16 protein-coding genes are annotated in these 20504 nt (G+C 70.9%); 2 read left to right on the top strand and 14 right to left on the bottom strand.

The annotated features are described in order from the left end of the window. The first annotated feature begins 186 nt into the window (after positions 1-186). Positions 187-1401 carry a fumarylacetoacetase gene (fahA, locus tag ACH5AO_RS24710; RefSeq protein WP_398928103.1) on the top strand — a complete coding sequence of 405 codons (1215 nt, stop codon included), beginning with the start codon at positions 187-189 and terminating at the stop codon, positions 1399-1401. Between the two features lie 168 nt (positions 1402-1569). Next, positions 1570-2508, top strand: a complete 939-nt coding sequence (locus ACH5AO_RS24705) for a M56 family metallopeptidase (protein WP_398928101.1) — start codon at positions 1570-1572, stop codon at positions 2506-2508. 162 nt (positions 2509-2670) lie between these two features. Here the strand turns inward: ACH5AO_RS24705 and recQ are convergent, their stop codons facing one another. The 14 genes from recQ to ACH5AO_RS24635 all read right to left on the bottom strand — a co-directional run bounded on the left by recQ (position 2671) and on the right by ACH5AO_RS24635 (position 20503). Continuing rightward, positions 2671-4608 (bottom strand): DNA helicase RecQ, encoded by a 1938-nt coding sequence (recQ, locus tag ACH5AO_RS24700; protein WP_398928099.1) that lies wholly within the window; start codon positions 4606-4608, stop codon positions 2671-2673. A 176-nt stretch (positions 4609-4784) separates the two neighbouring features. Continuing rightward, a complete protein-coding gene (gene nuoN / locus ACH5AO_RS24695) occupies positions 4785-6434 on the bottom strand; it encodes an NADH-quinone oxidoreductase subunit NuoN (RefSeq protein WP_398928097.1) in 1650 nt (549 codons plus the stop codon). Continuing rightward, complete coding sequence (locus ACH5AO_RS24690) at positions 6431-8002, bottom strand: NADH-quinone oxidoreductase subunit M (RefSeq protein ID WP_398928096.1); 1572 nt, start codon at positions 8000-8002, stop codon at positions 6431-6433. The genes nuoN and ACH5AO_RS24690 overlap by 4 nt, the downstream gene beginning before the upstream one ends. A 5-nt stretch (positions 8003-8007) precedes the next feature. Beyond that, entirely contained in the window at positions 8008-9972 is a 1965-nt protein-coding gene (gene nuoL, locus ACH5AO_RS24685) for an NADH-quinone oxidoreductase subunit L (protein WP_398928094.1), read from the bottom strand. Positions 9973-9986: 14 nt separating this feature from the next. Beyond that, positions 9987-10286: an NADH-quinone oxidoreductase subunit NuoK gene (gene nuoK / locus ACH5AO_RS24680; protein ID WP_037929353.1), complete on the bottom strand. Its 300-nt coding sequence runs from the start codon at positions 10284-10286 to the stop codon at positions 9987-9989. Further along, complete coding sequence (locus ACH5AO_RS24675) at positions 10283-11140, bottom strand: NADH-quinone oxidoreductase subunit J (protein WP_398928092.1); 858 nt, start codon at positions 11138-11140, stop codon at positions 10283-10285. The genes nuoK and ACH5AO_RS24675 overlap by 4 nt, the downstream gene beginning before the upstream one ends. Continuing rightward, positions 11137-11778: an NADH-quinone oxidoreductase subunit NuoI gene (gene nuoI / locus ACH5AO_RS24670; RefSeq protein ID WP_398928089.1), complete on the bottom strand. Its 642-nt coding sequence runs from the start codon at positions 11776-11778 to the stop codon at positions 11137-11139. Before nuoI ends, ACH5AO_RS24675 begins: the two co-directional genes overlap by 4 nt. Continuing rightward, positions 11771-13147, bottom strand: a complete 1377-nt coding sequence (nuoH, locus tag ACH5AO_RS24665) for an NADH-quinone oxidoreductase subunit NuoH (protein WP_398928087.1) — start codon at positions 13145-13147, stop codon at positions 11771-11773. The genes nuoI and nuoH overlap by 8 nt, the downstream gene beginning before the upstream one ends. After that, complete coding sequence (locus ACH5AO_RS24660; RefSeq protein WP_398928085.1) at positions 13144-15648, bottom strand: NADH-quinone oxidoreductase subunit G; 2505 nt, start codon at positions 15646-15648, stop codon at positions 13144-13146. Before ACH5AO_RS24660 ends, nuoH begins: the two co-directional genes overlap by 4 nt. Next, positions 15645-16994 (bottom strand): NADH-quinone oxidoreductase subunit NuoF, encoded by a 1350-nt coding sequence (gene nuoF, locus ACH5AO_RS24655; protein ID WP_398928083.1) that lies wholly within the window; start codon positions 16992-16994, stop codon positions 15645-15647. Before nuoF ends, ACH5AO_RS24660 begins: the two co-directional genes overlap by 4 nt. Further along, the gene (nuoE, locus tag ACH5AO_RS24650) at positions 16994-17863 is read right to left on the bottom strand and encodes an NADH-quinone oxidoreductase subunit NuoE (RefSeq protein ID WP_398928081.1); all 870 of its coding nucleotides are present in this window, start codon (positions 17861-17863) and stop codon (positions 16994-16996) included. Before nuoE ends, nuoF begins: the two co-directional genes overlap by 1 nt. Next, entirely contained in the window at positions 17860-19182 is a 1323-nt protein-coding gene (locus tag ACH5AO_RS24645) for an NADH-quinone oxidoreductase subunit D (protein WP_398928079.1), read from the bottom strand. Before ACH5AO_RS24645 ends, nuoE begins: the two co-directional genes overlap by 4 nt. Continuing rightward, the gene (locus ACH5AO_RS24640) at positions 19179-19952 is read right to left on the bottom strand and encodes an NADH-quinone oxidoreductase subunit C (RefSeq protein WP_398928077.1); all 774 of its coding nucleotides are present in this window, start codon (positions 19950-19952) and stop codon (positions 19179-19181) included. The genes ACH5AO_RS24645 and ACH5AO_RS24640 overlap by 4 nt, the downstream gene beginning before the upstream one ends. Further along, a complete protein-coding gene (locus ACH5AO_RS24635; RefSeq protein WP_010041554.1) occupies positions 19949-20503 on the bottom strand; it encodes an NADH-quinone oxidoreductase subunit B family protein in 555 nt (184 codons plus the stop codon). Before ACH5AO_RS24635 ends, ACH5AO_RS24640 begins: the two co-directional genes overlap by 4 nt. Between the last annotated feature and the right edge of the window lies 1 nt (position 20504).

Raw genomic sequence — 20504 nt, 5'->3', positions numbered from 1 at the left:
CAGAGTCACCCCGTTCGCACCGCTCCGTCAAGATTGCCTCCCGTTCTGTGGATAACTTCCGGTACGCAAGAGGAAGCGGGGGGCGCCACCACATCGGCTCTGCCCAAGACCGCCGTCCCACCCGTAACGTGTGGCACGGCCACGGACACGTGGAGCACCGCGCACACGAAAGCGAGGCAGCACCCGATGCCCCCCTTCGATGTCCCCGAGGGCGATCCCTTCGGCCCGCACAACCTGCCGTACGGCGTCTTCTCGCCCCCCGGTTCGTCGGAGCGGACCGTGGGCGTCCGGCTCGGCGACCACGTCCTCGACGCCGGTGCGGCGGCGCACGCCCTGGGCTCGCCGTACGCCTCCCTGCTCGCCCGGCCGACCCTCAACCCCCTGCTGGCGGCGGGCCGTACGGCCTGGTCGGACGTGCGGCGGGCGCTCACGGCGTGGGTGACCGTCCCGGCGCACCGGGAGACCGTCGAGCCGCTGTTCCACCCGCTGTCCGAGGTGACCCCGCACCTCCCCTTCGATGTCGCGGACTACGTCGACTTCTACGCCTCCGAGAACCACGCCCGGAACGTCGGCCGGATCTTCCGCCCCGACGCCGCCGACTCCCTGACGCCGAACTGGAAGCACCTGCCGATCGGTTACCACGGCCGTTCCGGCACGGTCGTGGCGTCCGGCACCGACGTCGTGCGCCCCTCCGGCCAGCGCAAGGGGCCCGCGGACGCCGCCCCGGTCTTCGGGCCGTCCGTCCGGCTGGACATCGAGGCCGAGGTCGGCTTCGTGGTCGGCGTGCCGTCCGAGCCGGGCCGGCCGGTGCCGCTCGGCGACTTCCGCGACCACGTCTTCGGCCTCTGCCTCCTCAACGACTGGTCCGCCCGCGACGTCCAGGCCTGGGAGTACGTCCCCCTCGGCCCGTTCCTCGGCAAGTCCTTCGCCACCTCGGTGTCGGCCTGGATCACCCCGTTGGACGCCCTGGAGGAGGCCCGCGTCGCACCGCCGGAGCGCACGCACGAACTGCTGCCGTACCTGGACGACGCGAACGAGGAACCCGGCGGTTACGACCTGCGGATCACCGTCACCGTCAACGGCCACCCGGTCTCCGAACCCCCCTTCTCCACCATGTACTGGACGGCCGCCCAGCAGCTCGCCCACATGACCGTCAACGGCGCCCGTCTGCGCACCGGCGACCTGTACGGCTCCGGCACGGTGAGCGGCCCCGCCGAGCGGGAACGCGGCTCGCTCCTCGAACTGACCTGGAACGGCCGTGACCCCCTCGAACTCCCCGACGGCAAGCGGACGTTCCTGGAGGACGGGGACGTGGTGACGCTGTCGGCCTGGGCGCCGGGCCCGGACGGCGTCCGCGTGGGCCTCGGCGAGGTCACGGGACGGGTGGTCCCCGCGGTCTGACCCGTCCGGCCCTCACCGATCTCCGCCGCCCCCTGACTCACACCGCCCTTCGCCGTCATACTTGGCATCGGGCGGTGTGCGCGTTCATGCCGCGCGCCCCCGTACTTCCCGCACGCCCCCAGCACGACCCGAAGCCGCCCTCTTCCGACAGGATCCGGAGCCCGTGGCATGACCGTCTGCCTGCTCCTGCTGAGCGTCGTCGCCGTGACGGCCGCCGTGCCCGTCCCCCGGGCGCTGACCCGGGCGAAGTGGCCGGAACGGGAACCGGTGGTCGCCCTGTGGGTGTGGCAGTGCCTGGTCGCCACCGTCCTGCTGTGCTGCGTCACGGCGCTCGCCCTGGGCGCCGCCGCCGTCTTCGGCACCGTCCGCGCCCAGCTCTTCGCCCCGGCCCCGCCCGCGGTCACCGCCGCGTACGACCTGTCCGCCGCCTCGCCCTGGACCATCGCCCTCACCGTGCTGCTGGCGTCCGGGGCGGCCTGGACGACGGCCATGCTCGGGCGGGAGCTGGTCGAGGCCCGCCGCCGGCGCGCCCGCTCCCGGGCCCATCTGCGGGAACGCGCCCCCGACCTGCCCGCCGGACTCCCCGAGGCCCGCGGTCCCCTGCTGGTACTGGAGGACGACTACCCCGACGCCTGGTGGATGCCGGGCAGTCCGCCCCAGCTCATCGTCACCACCGGCGCCCTGCAACGCCTCACCGACCACCAGCTCGACGCCGTCCTCACCCACGAGCGGGGCCACGCCCGCGCCCGCCACGACTGGCTGCTGCACCTCTCCACCGCCCTCGCCACCGGTTTCCCCCACGTCCCGCTGTTCGCGCACTTCTGCGACCAGACCCACCGCCTGGTCGAACTGTCCGCCGACGACACCGCCTCCCGCCGCTGCGGCCACCTGACCACGGCCCTGGCGCTGATCGAGCTCAACCAGCACCGGGGCGTGCTGTCCTGCGCCTCCAGCCACCGCCTCCTCGGCGAACGCGTCGACCGCCTCCTGGAACCCCCGCCCCGCCTCGGCCGCCGCCACCGCGCCCTGACGACGGCCGCGGCGGCACTGGTGCCGCTGGTCCCCCTGCTGATCACCTTCGCACCGGGTCTGACGGCTCTGCCGTAGCCGTCATGCCCCGGCCGGCCGAGGGCGGGAAGAAGGCCGCAGCCCGGCACCCGCGGGGTGCCTCCCCCACGAGCGGAGGGGACCGCCATCGCCCCAGGGGCACCTCCCAGGCCTTGAGGCGCTGGGGAAGGCACGACCCGCCCGCAGCCGCGTGACGGCCGCCTACGTCCAGTCGGGCTCCGGCTCCTCCTCGGGCCAGTCGTCCGGGCCGCCGGGGTCCTCGGACCCGGCGCCGGCGTCCCCCGGAGCGGTCAGCCCCGCCAGCACGGCCACCACGCCCTCCCCGTACGTCGCCAGCTTCTTCTCCCCCACGCCGCTGATCCCGCCGAGTTCACCCACCGACGTCGGCCACACCGTGGCGATCTCCCGCAGCGTGGCGTCGTGGAAGATGACGTACGCCGGAACGCCCTGCTCCCGGGCCTGCTCGGCCCGCCAGGCCCGCAGCGCCTCGAACGCGGGCTGGAGCTCTTCGGGCAGCTCGGCCGCGGCGGCCTTGGCCTTGCGCTCGCCCCGCCCCGAACCCGACCCGCCCGACCGGGAGGTCGTCGGCTTCTTCGGCTCCTTGCGCAGCGGCACCTCCCGCTCCCGCCGCAGCACCGCCCCGCTCGCCTCGGTCAGCACCAGCGTGCCGTACTCCCCCTCGACGGCGAGCAGCCCCTGGGCGAGCAACTGCCGCACCACGCCCCGCCATTCCGCCTCGGTCAGCTCCTCGCCGATGCCGAACACGGAGAGCTGGTCGTGGTCGAACTGGATGACCTTGGCCGTGCGCCGCCCCAGCAGGATGTCGACGATCTGCACCGCGCCGAACTTCTGCCCGCGCTCCCGCTGCAGCCGCACCACCGTGGACAGCACCTTCTGCGCCGCGACGGTCCCGTCCCAGGTCTCCGGCGGGGTGAGGCAGGTGTCGCAGTTGCCGCAGCCCGCCGGGTCGGGTTCCTGGCCGAAGTAGGCGAGGAGCTGGCCGCGCCGGCACTGCGCGGTCTCGCAGAGGGAGAGCATCGCGTCCAGGTGCTGGTTCGCCCGCCGCCGGAAGGACTCGTCGCCCTCACCGGACTGGATCAGCTTGCGCTGCTGTACGACGTCGTTGAGCCCGTACGCCATCCAGGCCGTGGACGGCAGCCCGTCGCGCCCCGCGCGGCCCGTCTCCTGGTAGTAGCCCTCGACGGACTTGGGCAGGTCGAGGTGGGCGACGAACCGGACGTCCGGCTTGTCGATGCCCATGCCGAACGCGATGGTCGCCACCACGACCAGGCCCTCCTCGCGCAGGAACCGCGCCTGGTGCGCGGCGCGCGTCCCCGCGTCGAGGCCCGCGTGGTACGGCACCGCCTCGACGCCGTTGCGGGAGAGGAACTCGGCGGTCTTCTCCACCGAGTTGCGCGACAGGCAGTAGACGATGCCCGCGTCCCCGGCGTGCTCCGCGCGCAGGAAGCCCAGCAGCTGCTTCTTGGGGTCGGCCTTGGGCACGATCCGGTACTGGATGTTGGGCCGGTCGAAGCTCGCCACGAAGTGGCGGGCGTCCGGCATGCCGAGCCGCTCGGTGATCTCCCGGTGCGTGGCGTGCGTGGCCGTCGCCGTGAGCGCGATGCGGGGCACGTCCGGCCACCGCTCGCCGAGCAGCGACAGCGTGAGGTAGTCCGGCCGGAAGTCGTGCCCCCACTGGGACACGCAGTGCGCCTCGTCGATCGCGAAGACGGAGATCTTGCCGCGTGAGAGCAGGTTCAGGGTGCTGTCCAGCCGCAGCCGCTCCGGGGCGAGGTACAGCAGGTCCAGCTCGCCGGCGAGGAACTCCGCCTCGACGACGCGCCGCTCGTCGAAGTCCTGCGTGGAGTTCATGAACCCGGCCCGCACGCCCAGCGCCCGCAGCGCGTCCACCTGGTCCTGCATCAGCGCGATGAGCGGGGAGACGACGATTCCCGTACCCGGTCTGACCAGGGCCGGAATCTGGTAGCAGAGCGACTTTCCGCCACCGGTCGGCATGAGCACGACGGCGTCGCCGCCCGTGATCACGTGCTCGATGACCGCTTCCTGCTCACCGCGGAAGGCGTCGTACCCGAACACCCGGTGCAGCGTGGCCAGCGCCTCGCTCTCCGTCACTGTCATCCCGTCACTACCGCCCGTCACCGTGCCCCCCGTGAGCCGTCCCTCAACCACTGCCCCCACGATAGGGGTCCGCACCGACAGCCCCCGGAGTTATCCACAGCCCCGTCCGTACGACGACGGCGGCCCGGCTCCCCGAAGGGTGCCGGGCCGCCGTCGACGCGCCGGTGCGGGCCGGGTCAGCGCACGAACACTCCCGCGTCCCCCGCCAGCTCCAGGAAGTACTGGGGTGCGACGCCCAGGACCACCGTGACGGCCACGCCGACCGCGATCGCCGTCATCGTCAGCGGTGACGGCACCGCGACGGTCGGGCCCTCGGGGCGCGGCTCGCTGAAGAACATCAGGACGATCACGCGGATGTAGAAGAACGCCGCGATGGCCGACGAGATCACACCGACCACGACCAGCGGGGCCGCCCCGCCCTCCGCCGCCGCCTTGAACACGGCGAATTTCCCGGAGAAGCCGGAGGTCAGCGGGATGCCCGCGAAGGCCAGCAGGAACACCGCGAACACCGCCGCCACCAGCGGGGAGCGCCGGCCGAGCCCCGCCCACTTCGACAGGTGCGTCGCCTCGCCGCCGGCGTCCCGAACCAGCGTGACCACCGCGAACGCGCCGATCGTCACGAACGAGTACGCCGCCAGGTAGAAGAGGACGGACGAGATGCCCGACGGCGTGGTCGCGATGACACCCGCGAGGATGAAGCCCGCGTGCGCGATCGACGAGTACGCCAGCAGCCGCTTGATGTCGGTCTGGGTGATCGCCACGATCGCACCGGCCAGCATGGTGACGATGGCGACGGCCCACATGACCGGCCGCCAGTCCCAGCGCAGGCCCGGCAGCACGACGTACAGGATCCGCAGCAGCGCGCCGAACGCCGCCACCTTGGTCGCCGCCGCCATGAAGCCGGTCACCGGCGTGGGGGCGCCCTGGTACACGTCGGGCGTCCACATGTGGAAGGGCACGGCGCCGACCTTGAACAGCAGGCCCATGACCAGCAGCGCGGTGCCGACCAGCAGCAGCGCGTCGTTGCCCATGGTGTCGGCGAGCGCCGGGGTGACGTCCTGGACCGTGCCGTCGACGACCTGCGCGATCGTGGCGTACGACATCGAGCCCGAGTAGCCGTACAGCAGGGCGATGCCGAACAGCGTGAACGCGGAGGCGAACGCGCCGAGCAGGAAGTACTTGACCGCCGCCTCCTGCGACATCAGCCGCTTGCGGCGGGCCAGCGCGCACAGCAGGTACAGCGGGAGGGAGAGCACCTCGAGCGCCACGAACAGCGTCAGCAGGTCGTTGGCCGCGGGGAAGACCAGCATGCCGGCGACCGCGAAGAGCAGCAGCGGGAACACCTCGGTGGTGGTGAACCCGGCCCTGACCGCCTGCTTCTCGCTGTCGCTGCCCGGTACGGACGCGGCCTGCGCGGCGAAGGAGTCCACCCGGTTGCCGTGCGCCTCCGGGTCGAGCCGGCGCTCGGCGAAGGTGAACAGGCCGACCAGGGCCGTCAGCAGGATCGTGCCCTGGAGGAACAGGGCCGGCCCGTCGACGGCGACGGCGCCCATCGCCGCGATGCCCGCCTTGGTCGTGCCGTAGCCGTCCGCGGCGAGCGCCACGACCGCGGCGAACGCGGCGACGAGCGCGACCACGGAGACGAACATCTGCGCGTAGTAACGCGACTTGCGCGGGACGAACGCCTCGACCAGCACCCCGAGGACCGCCGCGCCGACGATGATCAGGGTGGGCGCGAGCTGCCCGTATTCGATCTTCGGCGCGTCGATCTTCGAGATCGGGTCGGCCGCCGTTGTCCACAGGCTGTGGACGGCTGTTGCGCTCACTTGGCCGCCTCCACCTCGGGCCGGGGGTCCTGCTTCTGTACGTCGGACATGGTGTGCTTCACCGCCGGGTTCACGACGTCCGTGAGGGGCTTCGGGTAGACGCCCAGGAAGACCAGCAGCACGACCAGCGGCGCCACCACCGCGATCTCCCGCACCCGCAGGTCGGGCATGGCGGAGACCTCGGGCCTCACCGGGCCGGTCATCGTCCGCTGGTACAGGACGAGGGTGTAGAGCGCGGCGAGGACGATGCCGAGGGTGGCGACGATGCCGATCACCGGATAGCGCGTGAACGTGCCGACCAGGACCAGGAACTCACTGACGAAGGGCGCGAGCCCCGGCAGCGAGAGCGTCGCGAGCCCGCCGATCAGGAAGGTGCCGGCGAGCACCGGGGCGACCTTCTGCACACCGCCGAAGTCGGCGATGAGCCGGGAGCCGCGCCGCGAGATCAGGAATCCGGCGATCAGCATCAGCACGGCGGTCGAGATGCCGTGGTTGACCATGTAGAGCGTCGCCCCGGACTGGCCCTGGCTGGTCATCGCGAAGATGCCCATGATGATGAAGCCGAAGTGCGAGATCGACGCGTACGCGATCAGCCGCTTGATGTCGCGCTGGCCGACCGCGAGCAGCGCCCCGTAGATGATGCTGACGACCGCCAGCACGAGGACGACCGGCGTCGCCCACTCGCTGGCCTCCGGGAACAGCCCGAGGCAGAAGCGGAGCATCGCGAAGGTGCCCACCTTGTCGACGACCGCCGTGATCAGCACGGCCACCGGGGCGGTGGACTCCTGCATGGCGTTGGGCAGCCAGGTGTGCAGCGGCCACAGCGGCGCCTTCACCGCGAAGGCGAAGAAGAAGCCGAGGAACAGCCAGCGCTCGGTGCTGGTCGCCATGTCCAGCTCGCCGCTCGCCCGGGCCTCGGCGATCTCGGTGAGGGAGAAGTTCCCGGCGACCACGTACAGCCCGATCACCGCGGCCAGCATGATCAGTCCGCCGGCCAGGTTGTAGAGGAGGAACTTCACCGCCGCGTACGACCGTTGCGTCGCCGCCGTCTCCTCGCCGTGCTCGTGGGCGCGGTCCCCGAAGCCTCCGATGAGGAAGTACAGCGGGATCAGCATGGCTTCGAAGAAGATGTAGAAGAGGAAGACGTCGGTGGCCTCGAAGGAGAGGATCACCATCGCCTCGACGGCCAGGATCAGGGCGAAGAAGCCCTGCGTCGGCCGCCACCTCCTGCTACCGGTCTCCAGCGGGTCGGCGTCGTGCCAGCCCGCGAGGACGATGAAGGGGATCAGCAGGGCGGTCAGCGCGATCAGCGCCACCGCGATGCCGTCCACGCCCAGTTCGTACCGCACGCCGAAGTCCGCGATCCAGGCGTGGGACTCGGTGAGCTGGTAGCGGTCGCCGTCCGGGTCGAACCGGACCAGGACGGTGATCGCCAGGACGAGTGTGGCGAGCGAGAACAGCAGGGCCAGCCACTTGGCGGCCGTGCGCTTCGCGGCCGGTACGGCGGCCGTGGCGATCGCCCCGATGGCCGGGAGCGCCGCCGTCGCTGTCAGCAGAGGAAAGGACATCGGTATCAGACCGCCCTCATCAGCAGGGTCGCGGCGACCAGGACCGCCGCTCCCCCGAACATCGAGACCGCGTAGGACCGCGCGAAGCCGTTCTGCAGCCTGCGCATCCGCCCGGACAGGCCGCCCATGGAGGCCGCCGTGCCGTTGACGACCCCGTCGACCAGGGTGTGGTCGACGTAGACCAGGGAGCGGGTGAGGTGCTCACCGCCGCGGACCAGGACCACGTGGTTGAAGTCGTCCTGGAGCAGGTCGCGCCGGGCGGCCCGGGTGAGCAGCGACCCGCGCGGGGCGACGGCCGGCACCGGACGGCGCCCGTACTGGGCCCAGGCGATCGCCACGCCGATGACCATCACCGCGACCGTGGAGGCGGTCACCGTCATCGCGCTGATCGGCGCGTGACCGTGGTCGTGGCCGGTGACGGGCTCCAGCCAGTGCATGAAGCGGTCGCCGATGCTGAAGAAGGCACCGCCCGCGACCGACCCGACGGCCAGCACGATCATCGGGATCGTCATGACCTTCGGGGACTCGTGCGGGTGCGGGGGCTCGTACGCGCCGCGCGTCTCGGCGGCGGGCTCCACGTCGGGCTCGGCCGGGGACGGCGTCGGCGCGTTGCGCCAGCGCTCCTCGCCGAAGAACGTCATCAGCATCACGCGCGTCATGTAGTACGCGGTGATGGCCGCGCCCAGCAGGGCGCAGGCGCCGAGGATCCAGCCCTCGGTGCCGCCCTTGGCGAACGCGGACTCGATGATCTTGTCCTTGGAGAAGAAGCCGGACAGGCCCGGGAAGCCGATGATCGCGAGGTAGCCGAGGCCGAAGGTGACGAACGTGACCGGCATGTACTTCCGCAGGCCGCCGTAGCGGCGCATGTCGACCTCGTCGTTCATGCCGTGCATCACCGAACCGGCGCCGAGGAACAGGCCGGCCTTGAAGAAGCCGTGCGTCACCAGGTGCATGATCGCGAAGACGTAGCCGATGGGGCCGAGGCCGGCGGCGAGCACCATGTAGCCGATCTGCGACATGGTCGAGCCGGCCAGCGCCTTCTTGATGTCGTCCTTCGCGCAACCGACGATCGCACCGAACAGCAGCGTGACCGCGCCGACGATGGTGACGACCAGTTGGGCGTCCGGGGCGCCGTTGAAGACGGCCGCGGAGCGGACGATCAGGTAGACGCCCGCCGTCACCATGGTCGCGGCGTGGATCAGGGCCGAGACGGGGGTCGGGCCCTCCATCGCGTCCCCGAGCCAGGACTGCAGCGGCACCTGGGCGGACTTGCCGCACGCGGCGAGCAGCAGCATCAGCGCGATCGCGGTGAGCTTGCCCTCACCGGCCTGCCCGGCGAGACCGGGCTCCTCCAGGGTGCCGAGCACCGGCCCGAAGGCGAAGGTGCCGAACCACAGGAACATCAGCATGATCGCGATGGACAGGCCCATGTCGCCGACGCGGTTGACCAGGAAGGCCTTCTTCGCCGCCGTCGCCGCGCTGGGCTTGTGCTGCCAGAAGCCGATCAGCAGGTAGGAGGCGAGACCGACGCCCTCCCAGCCGACGTACAGCAGCAGGTAGTTGTCGGCGAGGACGAGGATCAGCATCGCCGCGAGGAACAGGTTCAGATAGCCGAAGAAGCGGCGGCGCCGCTCGTCGTGCTCCATGTACCCGATGGAGTACAGGTGGATCAGCGAGCCGACGCCGGTGATCAGCAGGACGAACGTCATCGACAGCTGGTCGAGCCGGAAGGCGACGTCGGCCTGGAAGCCCTCCACCGGGATCCAGCTGAACAGGTGCTGCGTAATGGTGCGTTCCTCGGCGCCCTTGCCGAGCAGGTCGATGAACAGCACCAGGCCGAGCGCGAAGGAGACGGCCGCGAGCAGCGTGCCGATCCAGTGGCCGACGGCGTCCAGCCGGCGTCCGCCGCACAGCAGGACCGCCGCTCCGAGCAGGGGCGCCGCCACCAGCAGCGCAATCAGGTTCTCCACGATTCAGCAGCCCCTCACAGCTTCATCAGGCTGGCGTCGTCGACCGAGGCCGAGTGGCGGGAACGGAACAGGGACACGATGATCGCCAGCCCGACCACGACCTCCGCGGCGGCGACGACCATCGTGAAGAACGCGATGACCTGGCCGTCGAGGTTGCCGTGCATCCGGGAGAAGGCGACGAACGCGAGGTTGCAGGCGTTGAGCATGAGCTCGACGCACATGAACACGACGATCGCGTTGCGCCTGATCAGTACGCCGGTGGCGCCGATCGTGAACAGCAGCGCGGCCAGGTACAGGTAGTTCACGGGGTTCACTTCGACGCCTCCTCGGCCCGCTTGAAGGTCGGCGCGTCGATCGCGGTGCGCTCCAGGCGCTCCTCGGCGCGCCGCTCCATCGCCCGCAGGTCGTTGATCGCCTCCTGCGACACGTCACGGATCTGGCCGCGCTCCCGCAGCGTCTTGCTGACGGTGAGCTCCGACGGGGTGCCGTCGGGCAGCAGGCCCGCGATGTCCACCGCGTTGTGCCGGGCGTACACACCGGGTGCCGGCAGCGGCGGCAGGTACGTGCCCTCGCGGACGCGCCGCTCGGCCAGCTCCCGCTGCGTCTTCGCACGCTCGGTGCGCTCGCGGTGGGTGAGCACCATGGCGCCGACGGCGGCCGTGATGAGCAGGGCGCCGGTGATCTCGAAGGCGAAGACGTACTTGGTGAAGAGGAGGGCCGCCAGGCCCTCCACGTTGCCGCCCGCGTTCGCCTCGCCGATGCCGTCGAACTCGCTGAGCGAGGCGTTCCCGATCCCGCCGACCAGCAGGACGCCGAAGCCGAGCCCGCACAGCAGGGCCAGCCAGCGCTGGCCCTTGATGGTCTCCTTCAGGGAGTCCGCCGCGGTGACGCCGACCAGCATCACCACGAACAGGAACAGCATCATGATCGCGCCGGTGTAGACGACGATCTGCACGACACCCAGGAAATAGGCGCCGTTGGCCAGGTAGAACACCGCCAGGATGATCATGGTGCCGGCGAGGCAGAGCGCGCTGTGCACGGCCCGCTTCATGAAGACGGTGCACAGGGCGCCGATCACGGCGACCGTGCCGAGGATCCAGAACTGGACGGCCTCTCCGGTGGAGGTGCCCGCGGAGAGGGTCACCGCGTCGGCGAGCTGCCCGGTCATCGCCCGATCACCTTCTCCGACGCCGGTTCCTCCGGGCCGAAGGTCGAGGCGGCCTCCTGGACCACCTCGCCCTTGGAGTGCGCCACCTGCCGCTCCGTACCGGGCGCCGCCTCGGTCACCAGACCCCGGTAGTAGTCCTGTTCGTCGGTGCCCGGGTACATGGCGTGCGGCGAGTCGACCATGCCCTCCTCCAGACCGGCGAGCAGCTGCTCCTTGGTGTAGATGAGGTTGGCGCGACTGGAGTCCGCCAGCTCGAACTCGTTGGTCATCGTCAGCGCCCGCGTGGGGCACGCCTCGATGCACAGCCCGCACAGGATGCAGCGGGCGTAGTTGATCTGGTAGACGCGGCCGTACCGCTCGCCGGGCGAGTAGCGCTCCTCGTCGGTGTTGTCCGCGCCCTCGACGTAGATCGCGTCGGCGGGACAGGCCCAGGCGCACAGCTCGCAGCCGACGCACTTCTCCAGGCCGTCCGGATGGCGGTTGAGCTGGTGCCGTCCGTGGAAACGCGGAGCGGTGGTCTTCCGCTGCTCCGGGTACTGCTCGGTCAGCCGCTTCTTGAACATGGCCTTGAAGGTCACGCCGAAGCCGGCCACGGGGTTCAGGAAACCGGGCTCGGTCCCCTTGGGCTCCTCAGCCATCGGACGCCTCCTTTCCATCCGCGGATCCGACCGGAGATCCGTCACTGTGAGTATCGGGGGCACCACTGACAATCAGCTCCCGCTCCCGGCGCGAGCGGCGTCGCGGCACCGGCGGCATCTCCTGTCCCGGCAGCGGCGGTACGGGGAATCCGCCGCCCATCGGGTCGAAGGCGGGCGGACCCTCGGCGGGCTGCCCGGCCTCCTTCCCCTTGCCGCGGAACAGGTCGGCGACGAAGGACAGCAGCAGGAGGGCGAGGACGGCACCGCCGATGTAGAGGGCGATGTCGGCGAAGTCGTAGTTCTCGTTCCGCAGCGCCCGCACGGTGGCGACGAGCATCAGCCACACCAGGGAGACCGGGATGAGGACCTTCCAGCCGAGCTTCATCAGCTGGTCGTAACGCACGCGCGGGAGCGTGCCGCGCAGCCACACGAAGCCGAACAGCAGCGAGAGGAGCTTGCCGGTGAACCAGAGCATCGGCCACCAGCCGTGGTTCGCGCCCTCCCAGAAGGTGCTGATCGGCCACGGGGCCCGCCAGCCGCCCAGGAAGAGGGTCACGGCGACGGCCGAGACGGTCACCATGTTGATGTACTCGGCGAGCATGAACATCGCGAACTTGATCGACGAGTACTCGGTGTTGAAGCCGCCGACCAGGTCGCCCTCGGACTCCGGCATGTCGAACGGGGCGCGGTTGGTCTCGCCGACCATCGTCACGATGTAGATGAGGAAGGAGACCGGCAGCAGCAGGACGTACCAGCGGTCGGTCTGCGCCCCGACGATCGTCGACGTCGACATCGACCCCGAGTACAGGAACACGGAGGCGAACGCGGCGCCCATGGCGATCTCGTACGAGATCATCTGCGCGCAGGAGCGCAGGCCGCCCAGGAGCGGATAGGTGGAGCCGGAGCTCCAGCCCGCCAGGACGATGCCGTAGATGCCGACCGAGGCGACCGCGAGGATGTACAGCATCGCGATCGGCAGGTCGGTGAGCTGCATGGTGGTGCGCTGGCCGAAGATCGAGACCTCGTTGCCGGCCGGGCCGAAGGGGATCACCGCGAACGCCATGAAGGCCGGGACGGCCGCGACGATCGGCGCGAGGACGTAGACGGCCTTGTCCGCGCGCTTGACGACGACGTCTTCCTTGAGCATCAGCTTCACGCCGTCGGCGAGCGACTGGAGCATGCCCCAGGGGCCGTGCCGGTTGGGGCCGATGCGCAGCTGCATCCAGGCGACGACCTTGCGCTCCATGACGATGGAGATCAGCACGGTCACCATCAGGAAGGCGAAGCAGAACACCGCCTTGAGGACGATCAGCCACCAGGGATCGCGGCCGAACATCGAGAGGTCTTCAGCGGCGAGGTACGGACTCATGCCTCCACCTCCTCGGGGGCCCCGTCGGCGAGGGTCGCCGGGCCGATACGGACGAGTGAACCGGGCAGGGCCCCGGTGCCGGAGGCGACGCCGCCGCCGACAGAGTTCAGCGGAAGCCACACCACGCGGTCGGGCATCTCGGTGACGGCCAGGGGCAGTTCGACCGTCCCCCCGGTGCCGGTCACCGCGAGCAGGTCGCCGTCCTTGACGCCGGCCTCGGCCGCGGTGGCGGCCGACACGCGCGCGCGGGCGGCGTGCCGGGTGCCGGCGAGCGCCTCGTCGCCCCGTTGCAGGACGCCCTCGTCGAGCAGCAGCCGGTGCCCGGCGAGCACGGCCTCCCCGGCGGCCGGCCGGGGCAGCGCGCCCGCGGTCTCCAGCGGGTCGGTGGCCCGGGGGCCGTCCCAGGCGCCGAGCCGGTCGAGCTCCGCGCGGATGGTGCGCAGGTCCGGCAGTCCCAGGTGGACGTCCATGGCGTCGGCCAGCATCTGCAGCACGCGCGCGTCGGTGGGCGCGACCCGCCGGGTCATCTGGTCGGGCTTGAGCGCCGCCTCGAACATGCGGGCCCTGCCCTCCCAGTTGAGGAAGGTGCCGGCCTTCTCCGCGACCGCGGCGACCGGCAGGACGACGTCGGCGAGTGCGGTGACCTCGCCGGGCCGCAGCTCCAGCGACACCACGAACCCGGCCTCGGCGAGCGCGGCACGCGCGCGTGCCGGGTCGGGCAGGTCGGCGACCTCCACGCCCGCGACCAGCAGCGCCTGGAGCTCACCGCGGGCCGCCGCCTCGACGATCTGTCCGGTGTCGCGGCCGTAGCGGTGCGGCAGTTCGGCCACACCCCACGCGGCGGCGATCTCCTCGCGTGCGCGCGGGTCGGTCGACGGGCGGCCGCCGGGCAGCAGCGCCGGCAGCGCCCCCGCCTCCAGCGCGCCCCGCTCCCCGGCCCGGCGCGGGATCCACACCAGCCGGGCCCCGGTGGCGGCGGCGAACCGGACGGCGGCGGTCAGGCCGCCCCGTACGGCCGCCAGCCGCTCGCCGACGACGATGACCGCGCCCTCGCCCCGCAGCGCCTCGGCGGCCCTGGCCCCGTCGCCCTCCAGGCCGACGCCGCCGGCCAGGGCGTCCAGCCACTCGGTCTCGGTGCCGGGAGCCGCCGGCAGCAGCGTGCCGCCGGCCTTCTCCAGCCCGCGCGTGGCGTGCGTGGCCAGGGTGAAGGTCTTCTGCCCGTGCTTGCGCCAGGCCTTGCGCAGCCGCAGGAAGACGCCGGGCGCCTCCTCCTCGGACTCGAACCCGACCAGCAGGACCGCGGGCGCCTTCTCCAGGTGCGTGTACGTGACGCCCGTGCCGTCGAGGTCACGGCCGCGGCCCGCCACCCGCGCGGCGAGGAAGTCGGCCTCCTCGGCGCTGTGCACGCGCGCGCGGAAGTCGATGTCGTTGGTGGCGAGCGCCACCCGCGCGAACTTGCTGTACGCGTAGGCGTCCTCGACGGTGAGCCGGCCGCCCGTCAGGACACCGGTGCGGCCGCGCGAGGCCAGCAGTCCCTGCGCCGCGATCCGCAGCGCGTCCGGCCAGGACGCCGGCTCCAGCTCACCCTCCGGGTTGCGTACCAGCGGCGTGTCGAGACGGCCCGGCATCTGCGCGTACCGGAACGCGAAGCGCCCCTTGTCGCAGATCCACTCCTCGTTGACCTCGGGGTCGTGCGCGGCGAGCCGCCGCATCACCTTGCCGCGCCGGTGGTCGGTGCGGGTGGCGCAGCCGCCGGAGCAGTGCTCGCACACCGACGGCGACGAGATCAGGTCGAAGGGGCGGGAGCGGAACCGGTACGCCGCCGAGGTGAGCGCGCCGACCGGGCAGATCTGGATGGTGTTGCCGGAGAAGTACGACTCGAAGGGGTCGCCCTCGCCGGTGCCGACCTGCTGGAGCGCGCCCCGCTCGATCAGCTCGATCATCGGGTCGCCGGCGACCTGGTTGGAGAACCGGGTGCAGCGGGCGCACAGCACGCACCGTTCGCGGTCGAGCAGCACCTGGGTGGAGACCGGGACGGGCTTCTCGTAGGTGCGCTTCCTGCCCTCGAAGCGGGACTCGGCGTTGCCGTGCGACATCGCCTGGTTCTGCAGCGGGCACTCGCCGCCCTTGTCGCAGACCGGGCAGTCCAGCGGGTGGTTGATGAGCAGCAGCTCCATCACACCCTTCTGGGCCTTCTCCGCGACCGGCGAGGAGAGCTGCGTCTTCACCACCATCCCGTCGGTGCAGGTGATGGTGCAGGACGCCATGGGCTTGCGCTGGCCCTCGACCTCGACGATGCACTGCCGGCAGGCGCCGGCCGGGTCGAGGAGCGGGTGGTCGCAGAACCGGGGGATCTCGATGCCGAGCTGCTCGGCGGCCCGGATGACCAGGGTGCCCTTGGGCACGCTGATCTCGGCGCCGTCGATGGTCAGCGTCACGAGGTCCTCGGGCGGGACCGCCGCCTCTCCGCCTCCGGAGGGAGCGCTTGCGGTCACGGTCATGCGTTCACCTCCGTACGGTGGTCGGCCCAGGCCGTCGACCTGGCCGGATCGAAGGGGCAGCCGCGGCCCGTGATGTGCTTCTCGTACTCCTCGCGGAAGTACTTGAGCGAGGAGAAGATCGGCGAGGCGGCGCCGTCGCCGAGGGCGCAGAAGGACTTGCCGTTGATGTTGTCGGCGATGTCGTTCAGCTTGTCGAGGTCGGTCATCCGCCCCTTGCCGGCCTCGATGTCCCGCAGCAGCTGGACCAGCCAGTACGTGCCCTCGCGGCAGGGCGTGCACTTGCCGCAGGACTCGTGGGCGTAGAACTCGGTCCAGCGGGTGACGGCGCGCACGACGCAGGTCGTCTCGTCGAAGCACTGCAGGGCCTTCGTGCCGAGCATGGAACCCGCGGCGCCCACTCCCTCGTAGTCGAGGGGGACGTCGAGGTGCTCCTCGGTGAACATCGGCGTCGAGGAGCCGCCCGGCGTCCAGAACTTCAGCTGGTGGCCCGGGCGCATCCCGCCGCTCATCTCCAGCAGCTGGCGCAGGGTGATGCCGAGGGGCGCCTCGTACTGTCCGGGGTTGGCGACGTGGCCGCTGAGGGAATAGAGCGTGAAGCCGGGGGACTTCTCGCTGCCCATCGAGCGGAACCATTCCTTGCCCCGGTTCATGATGGCGGGAACCGAAGCGATCGACTCGACGTTGTTCACCACAGTCGGGCACGCGTAGAGGCCCGCGACGGCAGGGAAGGGGGGACGGAGCCGCGGTTGACCCCGGCGGCCTTCGAGCGAGTCGAGCAGTGCGGTCTCCTCACCGCAGATGTACGCGCCCGCGCCCGCGTGCACGGTGAGCTGGAGGTCGAGTCCGCTGCCCAGGATGTTCTCGCCGAGGAAGCCGGCCGCGTAGGCCTCGCGCACGGCCTCGTGCAACCGCCGCAGTACGGGGACGACTTCACCACGCAGATAGATGAAGGCGTGAGACGACCTGATGGCGTAACAGGCGATGACGATGCCCTCGATGAGGCTATGTGGGTTCGCGAAGAGGAGCGGAATGTCCTTGCACGTTCCGGGCTCCGACTCGTCGGCGTTGACAACCAGATAGTGGGGTTTTCCGTCCCCCTGGGGAATGAACTGCCACTTCATTCCCGTCGGGAAGCCGGCGCCGCCGCGCCCGCGCAGACCGGACTCCTTGACGTACGCGATGACGTCGTCCGGCGACATGGCGAGCGCCTTGCGGAGCCCCTCGTACCCGTCGTGCCTCTTGTAGACGTCCAGCGTCCAGGACCGGTCCTCGTCCCAGAAGGCCGACAGCACGGGTGCGAGCAGCTTCTCCGGGTTCATGTCCTTGAGTTCGGGTGCCAAGGTCATCACTCCCCCTCCTCGGCGGTGGGCCCGGCGGGGTGCGCCGGGTCGGAGGCCGATGTGTCCTGTGGCGCGTCGTGCGAGCTGAGGTGCTCCGTCGGTGACGGCTCGTGCGGCGGGGTGTCCCGGGGTGCCTCACCGCGCGGGTGCACCACACGCGCGGGCGCGGCCTCCCCCTTGGCCAGCTTCAGGCCGATCAGGGAGGCGGGTCCCGCGCTGCCGGTGGCCTCGACGGCTCCCTCGCGCGTGTCGGGGAAGCCGGCCAGGATGCGGGCGGTCTCCTTGAAGGTGCACAGGGGTGCCCCGCGGGTGGGGGCGACCGGGCGGCCGGCGCGCAGGTCGTCGACCATGCGCTTGGCGCTCTGGGGGGTCTGGTTGTCGAAGAACTCCCAGTTGACCATCACCACGGGCGCGAAGTCGCAGGCCGCGTTGCACTCGATGTGCTCCAGGGTGACCTTGCCGTCGTCGGTGGTCTCGCCGTTGCCGACGCCCAGGTGCTTCTGGAGCTCCTCGAAGATCGCGTCGCCGCCCATGACGGCGCACAGGGTGTTGGTGCACACCCCGACCTGGTAGTCACCGCTCGGCTTGCGCCGGTACATGGTGTAGAAGGTGGCGACCGCGGTCACCTCGGCCGTGGTCAGGCCGAGCATGTCCGCGCAGAACCGCATCCCGGTGCGCGTGACGTGGCCCTCCTCCGACTGCACGAGGTGCAGCAGCGGCAGGAGGGCGGACCGGGAGTCCGGGTAGCGGGCGATGACCTCGCGCGCGTCGGTCTCCAGCCGGGCCCGGACGTCGTCCGGGTAGGCGGGTGCGGGCAGTTCGGGCATGCCCAGGCTGACGCCCCGCTCGGACCGCTCCGAAGAAGAGGTGGTCACCGGTCGACGCCTCCCATCACGGGGTCGATGGACGCGACGGCGACGATGACGTCGGCGACCTGGCCGCCCTCGCACATCGCCGCCATGGCCTGCAGGTTGGTGAAGGACGGGTCGCGGAAGTGGACCCGGTAGGGGCGGGTGCCGCCGTCGGAGACGACGTGCGCCCCGAGTTCGCCCTTGGGCGACTCGACCGTCGCGTACGCCTGTCCCGGCGGGACCCGGAAGCCCTCGGTGACCAGCTTGAAGTGGTGGATCAGGGCCTCCATGGAGGTGCCCATGATCTTCTTGATGTGGTCGAGGGAGTTGCCCAGTCCGTCCGGTCCCAGGGCGAGCTGGGCGGGCCAGGCGATCTTCTTGTCGGCGACCATGACCGGTCCGGGCTGGAGCCGGTCCAGGCACTGCTCGACGATGCGCAGCGACTGCCGCATCTCCTCCAGCCGGATCAGGAAGCGGCCGTAGGAGTCACAGGTGTCGGCGGTCGGGACCTCGAAGTCGTAGGTCTCGTACCCGCAGTACGGCTGCGCCTTGCGCAGGTCGTGCGGCAGGCCGGTGGAGCGCAGGATCGGGCCGGTGGCGCCGAGGGCCATGCAGCCGGCCAGGTCGAGGTAGCCGACGTCCTGCATGCGGGCCTTGAAGATGGGGTTCCCGGTGGCGAGCTTGTCGTACTCCGGGAGGTTCTTCCGCATCGTCTTCACGAACTCGCGGATCCGGTCCACCGCGCCGGGCGGCAGGTCCTGGGCGAGTCCGCCGGGGCGGATGTACGCGTGGTTCATCCTCAGCCCGGTGATGAGCTCGTAGAGATCGAGAATGAGTTCACGATCACGGAATCCGTAGATCATGATCGTGGTGGCGCCGAGTTCCATGCCGCCGGTGGCGATGCACACCAGGTGGGAGGAGAGCCGGTTCAGCTCCATCAGGAGCACCCGGATGACCGAGGCCCGGTCGGGCACCTGGTCCTCGATGCCGAGGAGCTTCTCGACCGCGAGGCAGTACGCCGTCTCGTTGAAGAACGACGTCAGGTAGTCCATGCGCGTCACGAACGTGGTGCCCTGGGTCCACGTGCGGTACTCGAGGTTCTTCTCGATGCCGGTGTGGAGGTAGCCGATGCCGCAGCGGGCCTCGGTGACCGTCTCGCCGTCGATCTCCAGGATCAGGCGGAGCACCCCGTGGGTGGACGGGTGCTGCGGACCCATGTTGACGACGATGCGTTCGTCGTCGGCGCGGGCCGCGGTCTCGACGACCTCGTCCCAGTCGCCGCCGGTGACCGTATATACGGTGCCCTCGGTGGTCTCCCTGGGGGAGGCGTGGGAAGTGCTCATGAATACGACCTCCGCTGGTCCGGAGCCGGGATCTGGGCGCCCTTGTACTCGACGGGGATGCCGCCGAGGGGATAGTCCTTGCGCTGCGGATGGCCCTGCCAGTCGTCCGGCATCATGATCCGCGTCAGGGCCGGGTGCCCGTCGAAGACGATGCCGAAGAAGTCGTACGTCTCGCGCTCGTGCCAGTCGTTCGTCGGATAGACCGAGAACAGCGACGGGATGTGCGGGTCGCTGTCGGGGGCGCTGACTTCCAGGCGGATCAGCCGGTTGTGGGTGATCGAGCGCAGGTGGTAGACGGCGTGCAGCTCGCGGCCCTTGTCGTTCGGGTAGTGCACTCCGCTGACGCCGGTGCACAGCTCGAAGCGCAGGGCCGGGTCGTCGCGCAGGGTGCGGGCGACCCGGACCAGGTGCTCGCGCTCGATGTGGAAGGTGAGTTCGCCGCGGTCGACGACCGTCTTCTCGATGGCGTTCTCCGGGAGCAGGTCCTGCTCCTCCAGCGCGCCCTCCAGTTCGTCGGCGACCTCGTCGAACCAGCCGCCGTAGGGGCGGGACGCCGGTCCCGGGAGCCGGACCGAGCGGACCAGTCCGCCGTAGCCGGAGGTGTCGCCGCCGCCCGCGGCGCCGAACATGCCGCGCTGGACGCGGATCTCCTCGCCGCCCTGGCCTCGCTGACCGGGGAGGTTCTCGGCGGAGAGGTCCTTCTCGGGGTTCGCCCCGTTCGACCCGGGGTTCACCCCGTTCGACCCGCCCGCGCCGTTCGCGTCGCTCATCGCAGCAGCCCCTTCATCTCGATCGTGGGCAGGGCCTTGAGCGCCGCCTCCTCCGCCTCGCGGGCCGCTTCCTCCGCGTTGACGCCGAGCTTGGAGGTCTGGATCTTCTGGTGGAGCTTGAGGATCGCGTCCATCAGCATCTCGGGGCGGGGCGGGCAGCCGGGGAGGTAGATGTCGACCGGGACGATGTGGTCGACGCCCTGCACGATCGCGTAGTTGTTGAACATGCCGCCCGAGGAGGCGCAGACCCCCATGGAGATCACCCACTTGGGGTTCGGCATCTGGTCGTAGACCTGCCGCAGCACCGGCGCCATCTTCTGGCTGACCCGCCCGGCGACGATCATGAGGTCCGCCTGCCGCGGCGAGCCGCGGAAGACCTCCATGCCGAAGCGCGCCAGGTCGTAGCGGCCGGCGCCGGTGGTCATCATCTCGATGGCACAGCAGGCGAGGCCGAACGTGGCGGGGAAGACGGACGACTTGCGCACCCAGCCCGCGGCCTGCTCGACGGTGGTGAGCAGGAATCCGCTCGGCAGCTTTTCTTCGAGTCCCATG

Origin of the sequence: Streptomyces sp. NPDC018964 (assembly GCF_044390325.1) — a bacterium.
Classification (GTDB): domain Bacteria; phylum Actinomycetota; class Actinomycetes; order Streptomycetales; family Streptomycetaceae; genus Streptomyces.
The sequence above is the reverse complement of the archived record's forward strand: the minus strand, read 5'-3'. Positions and strand labels throughout refer to the sequence as shown.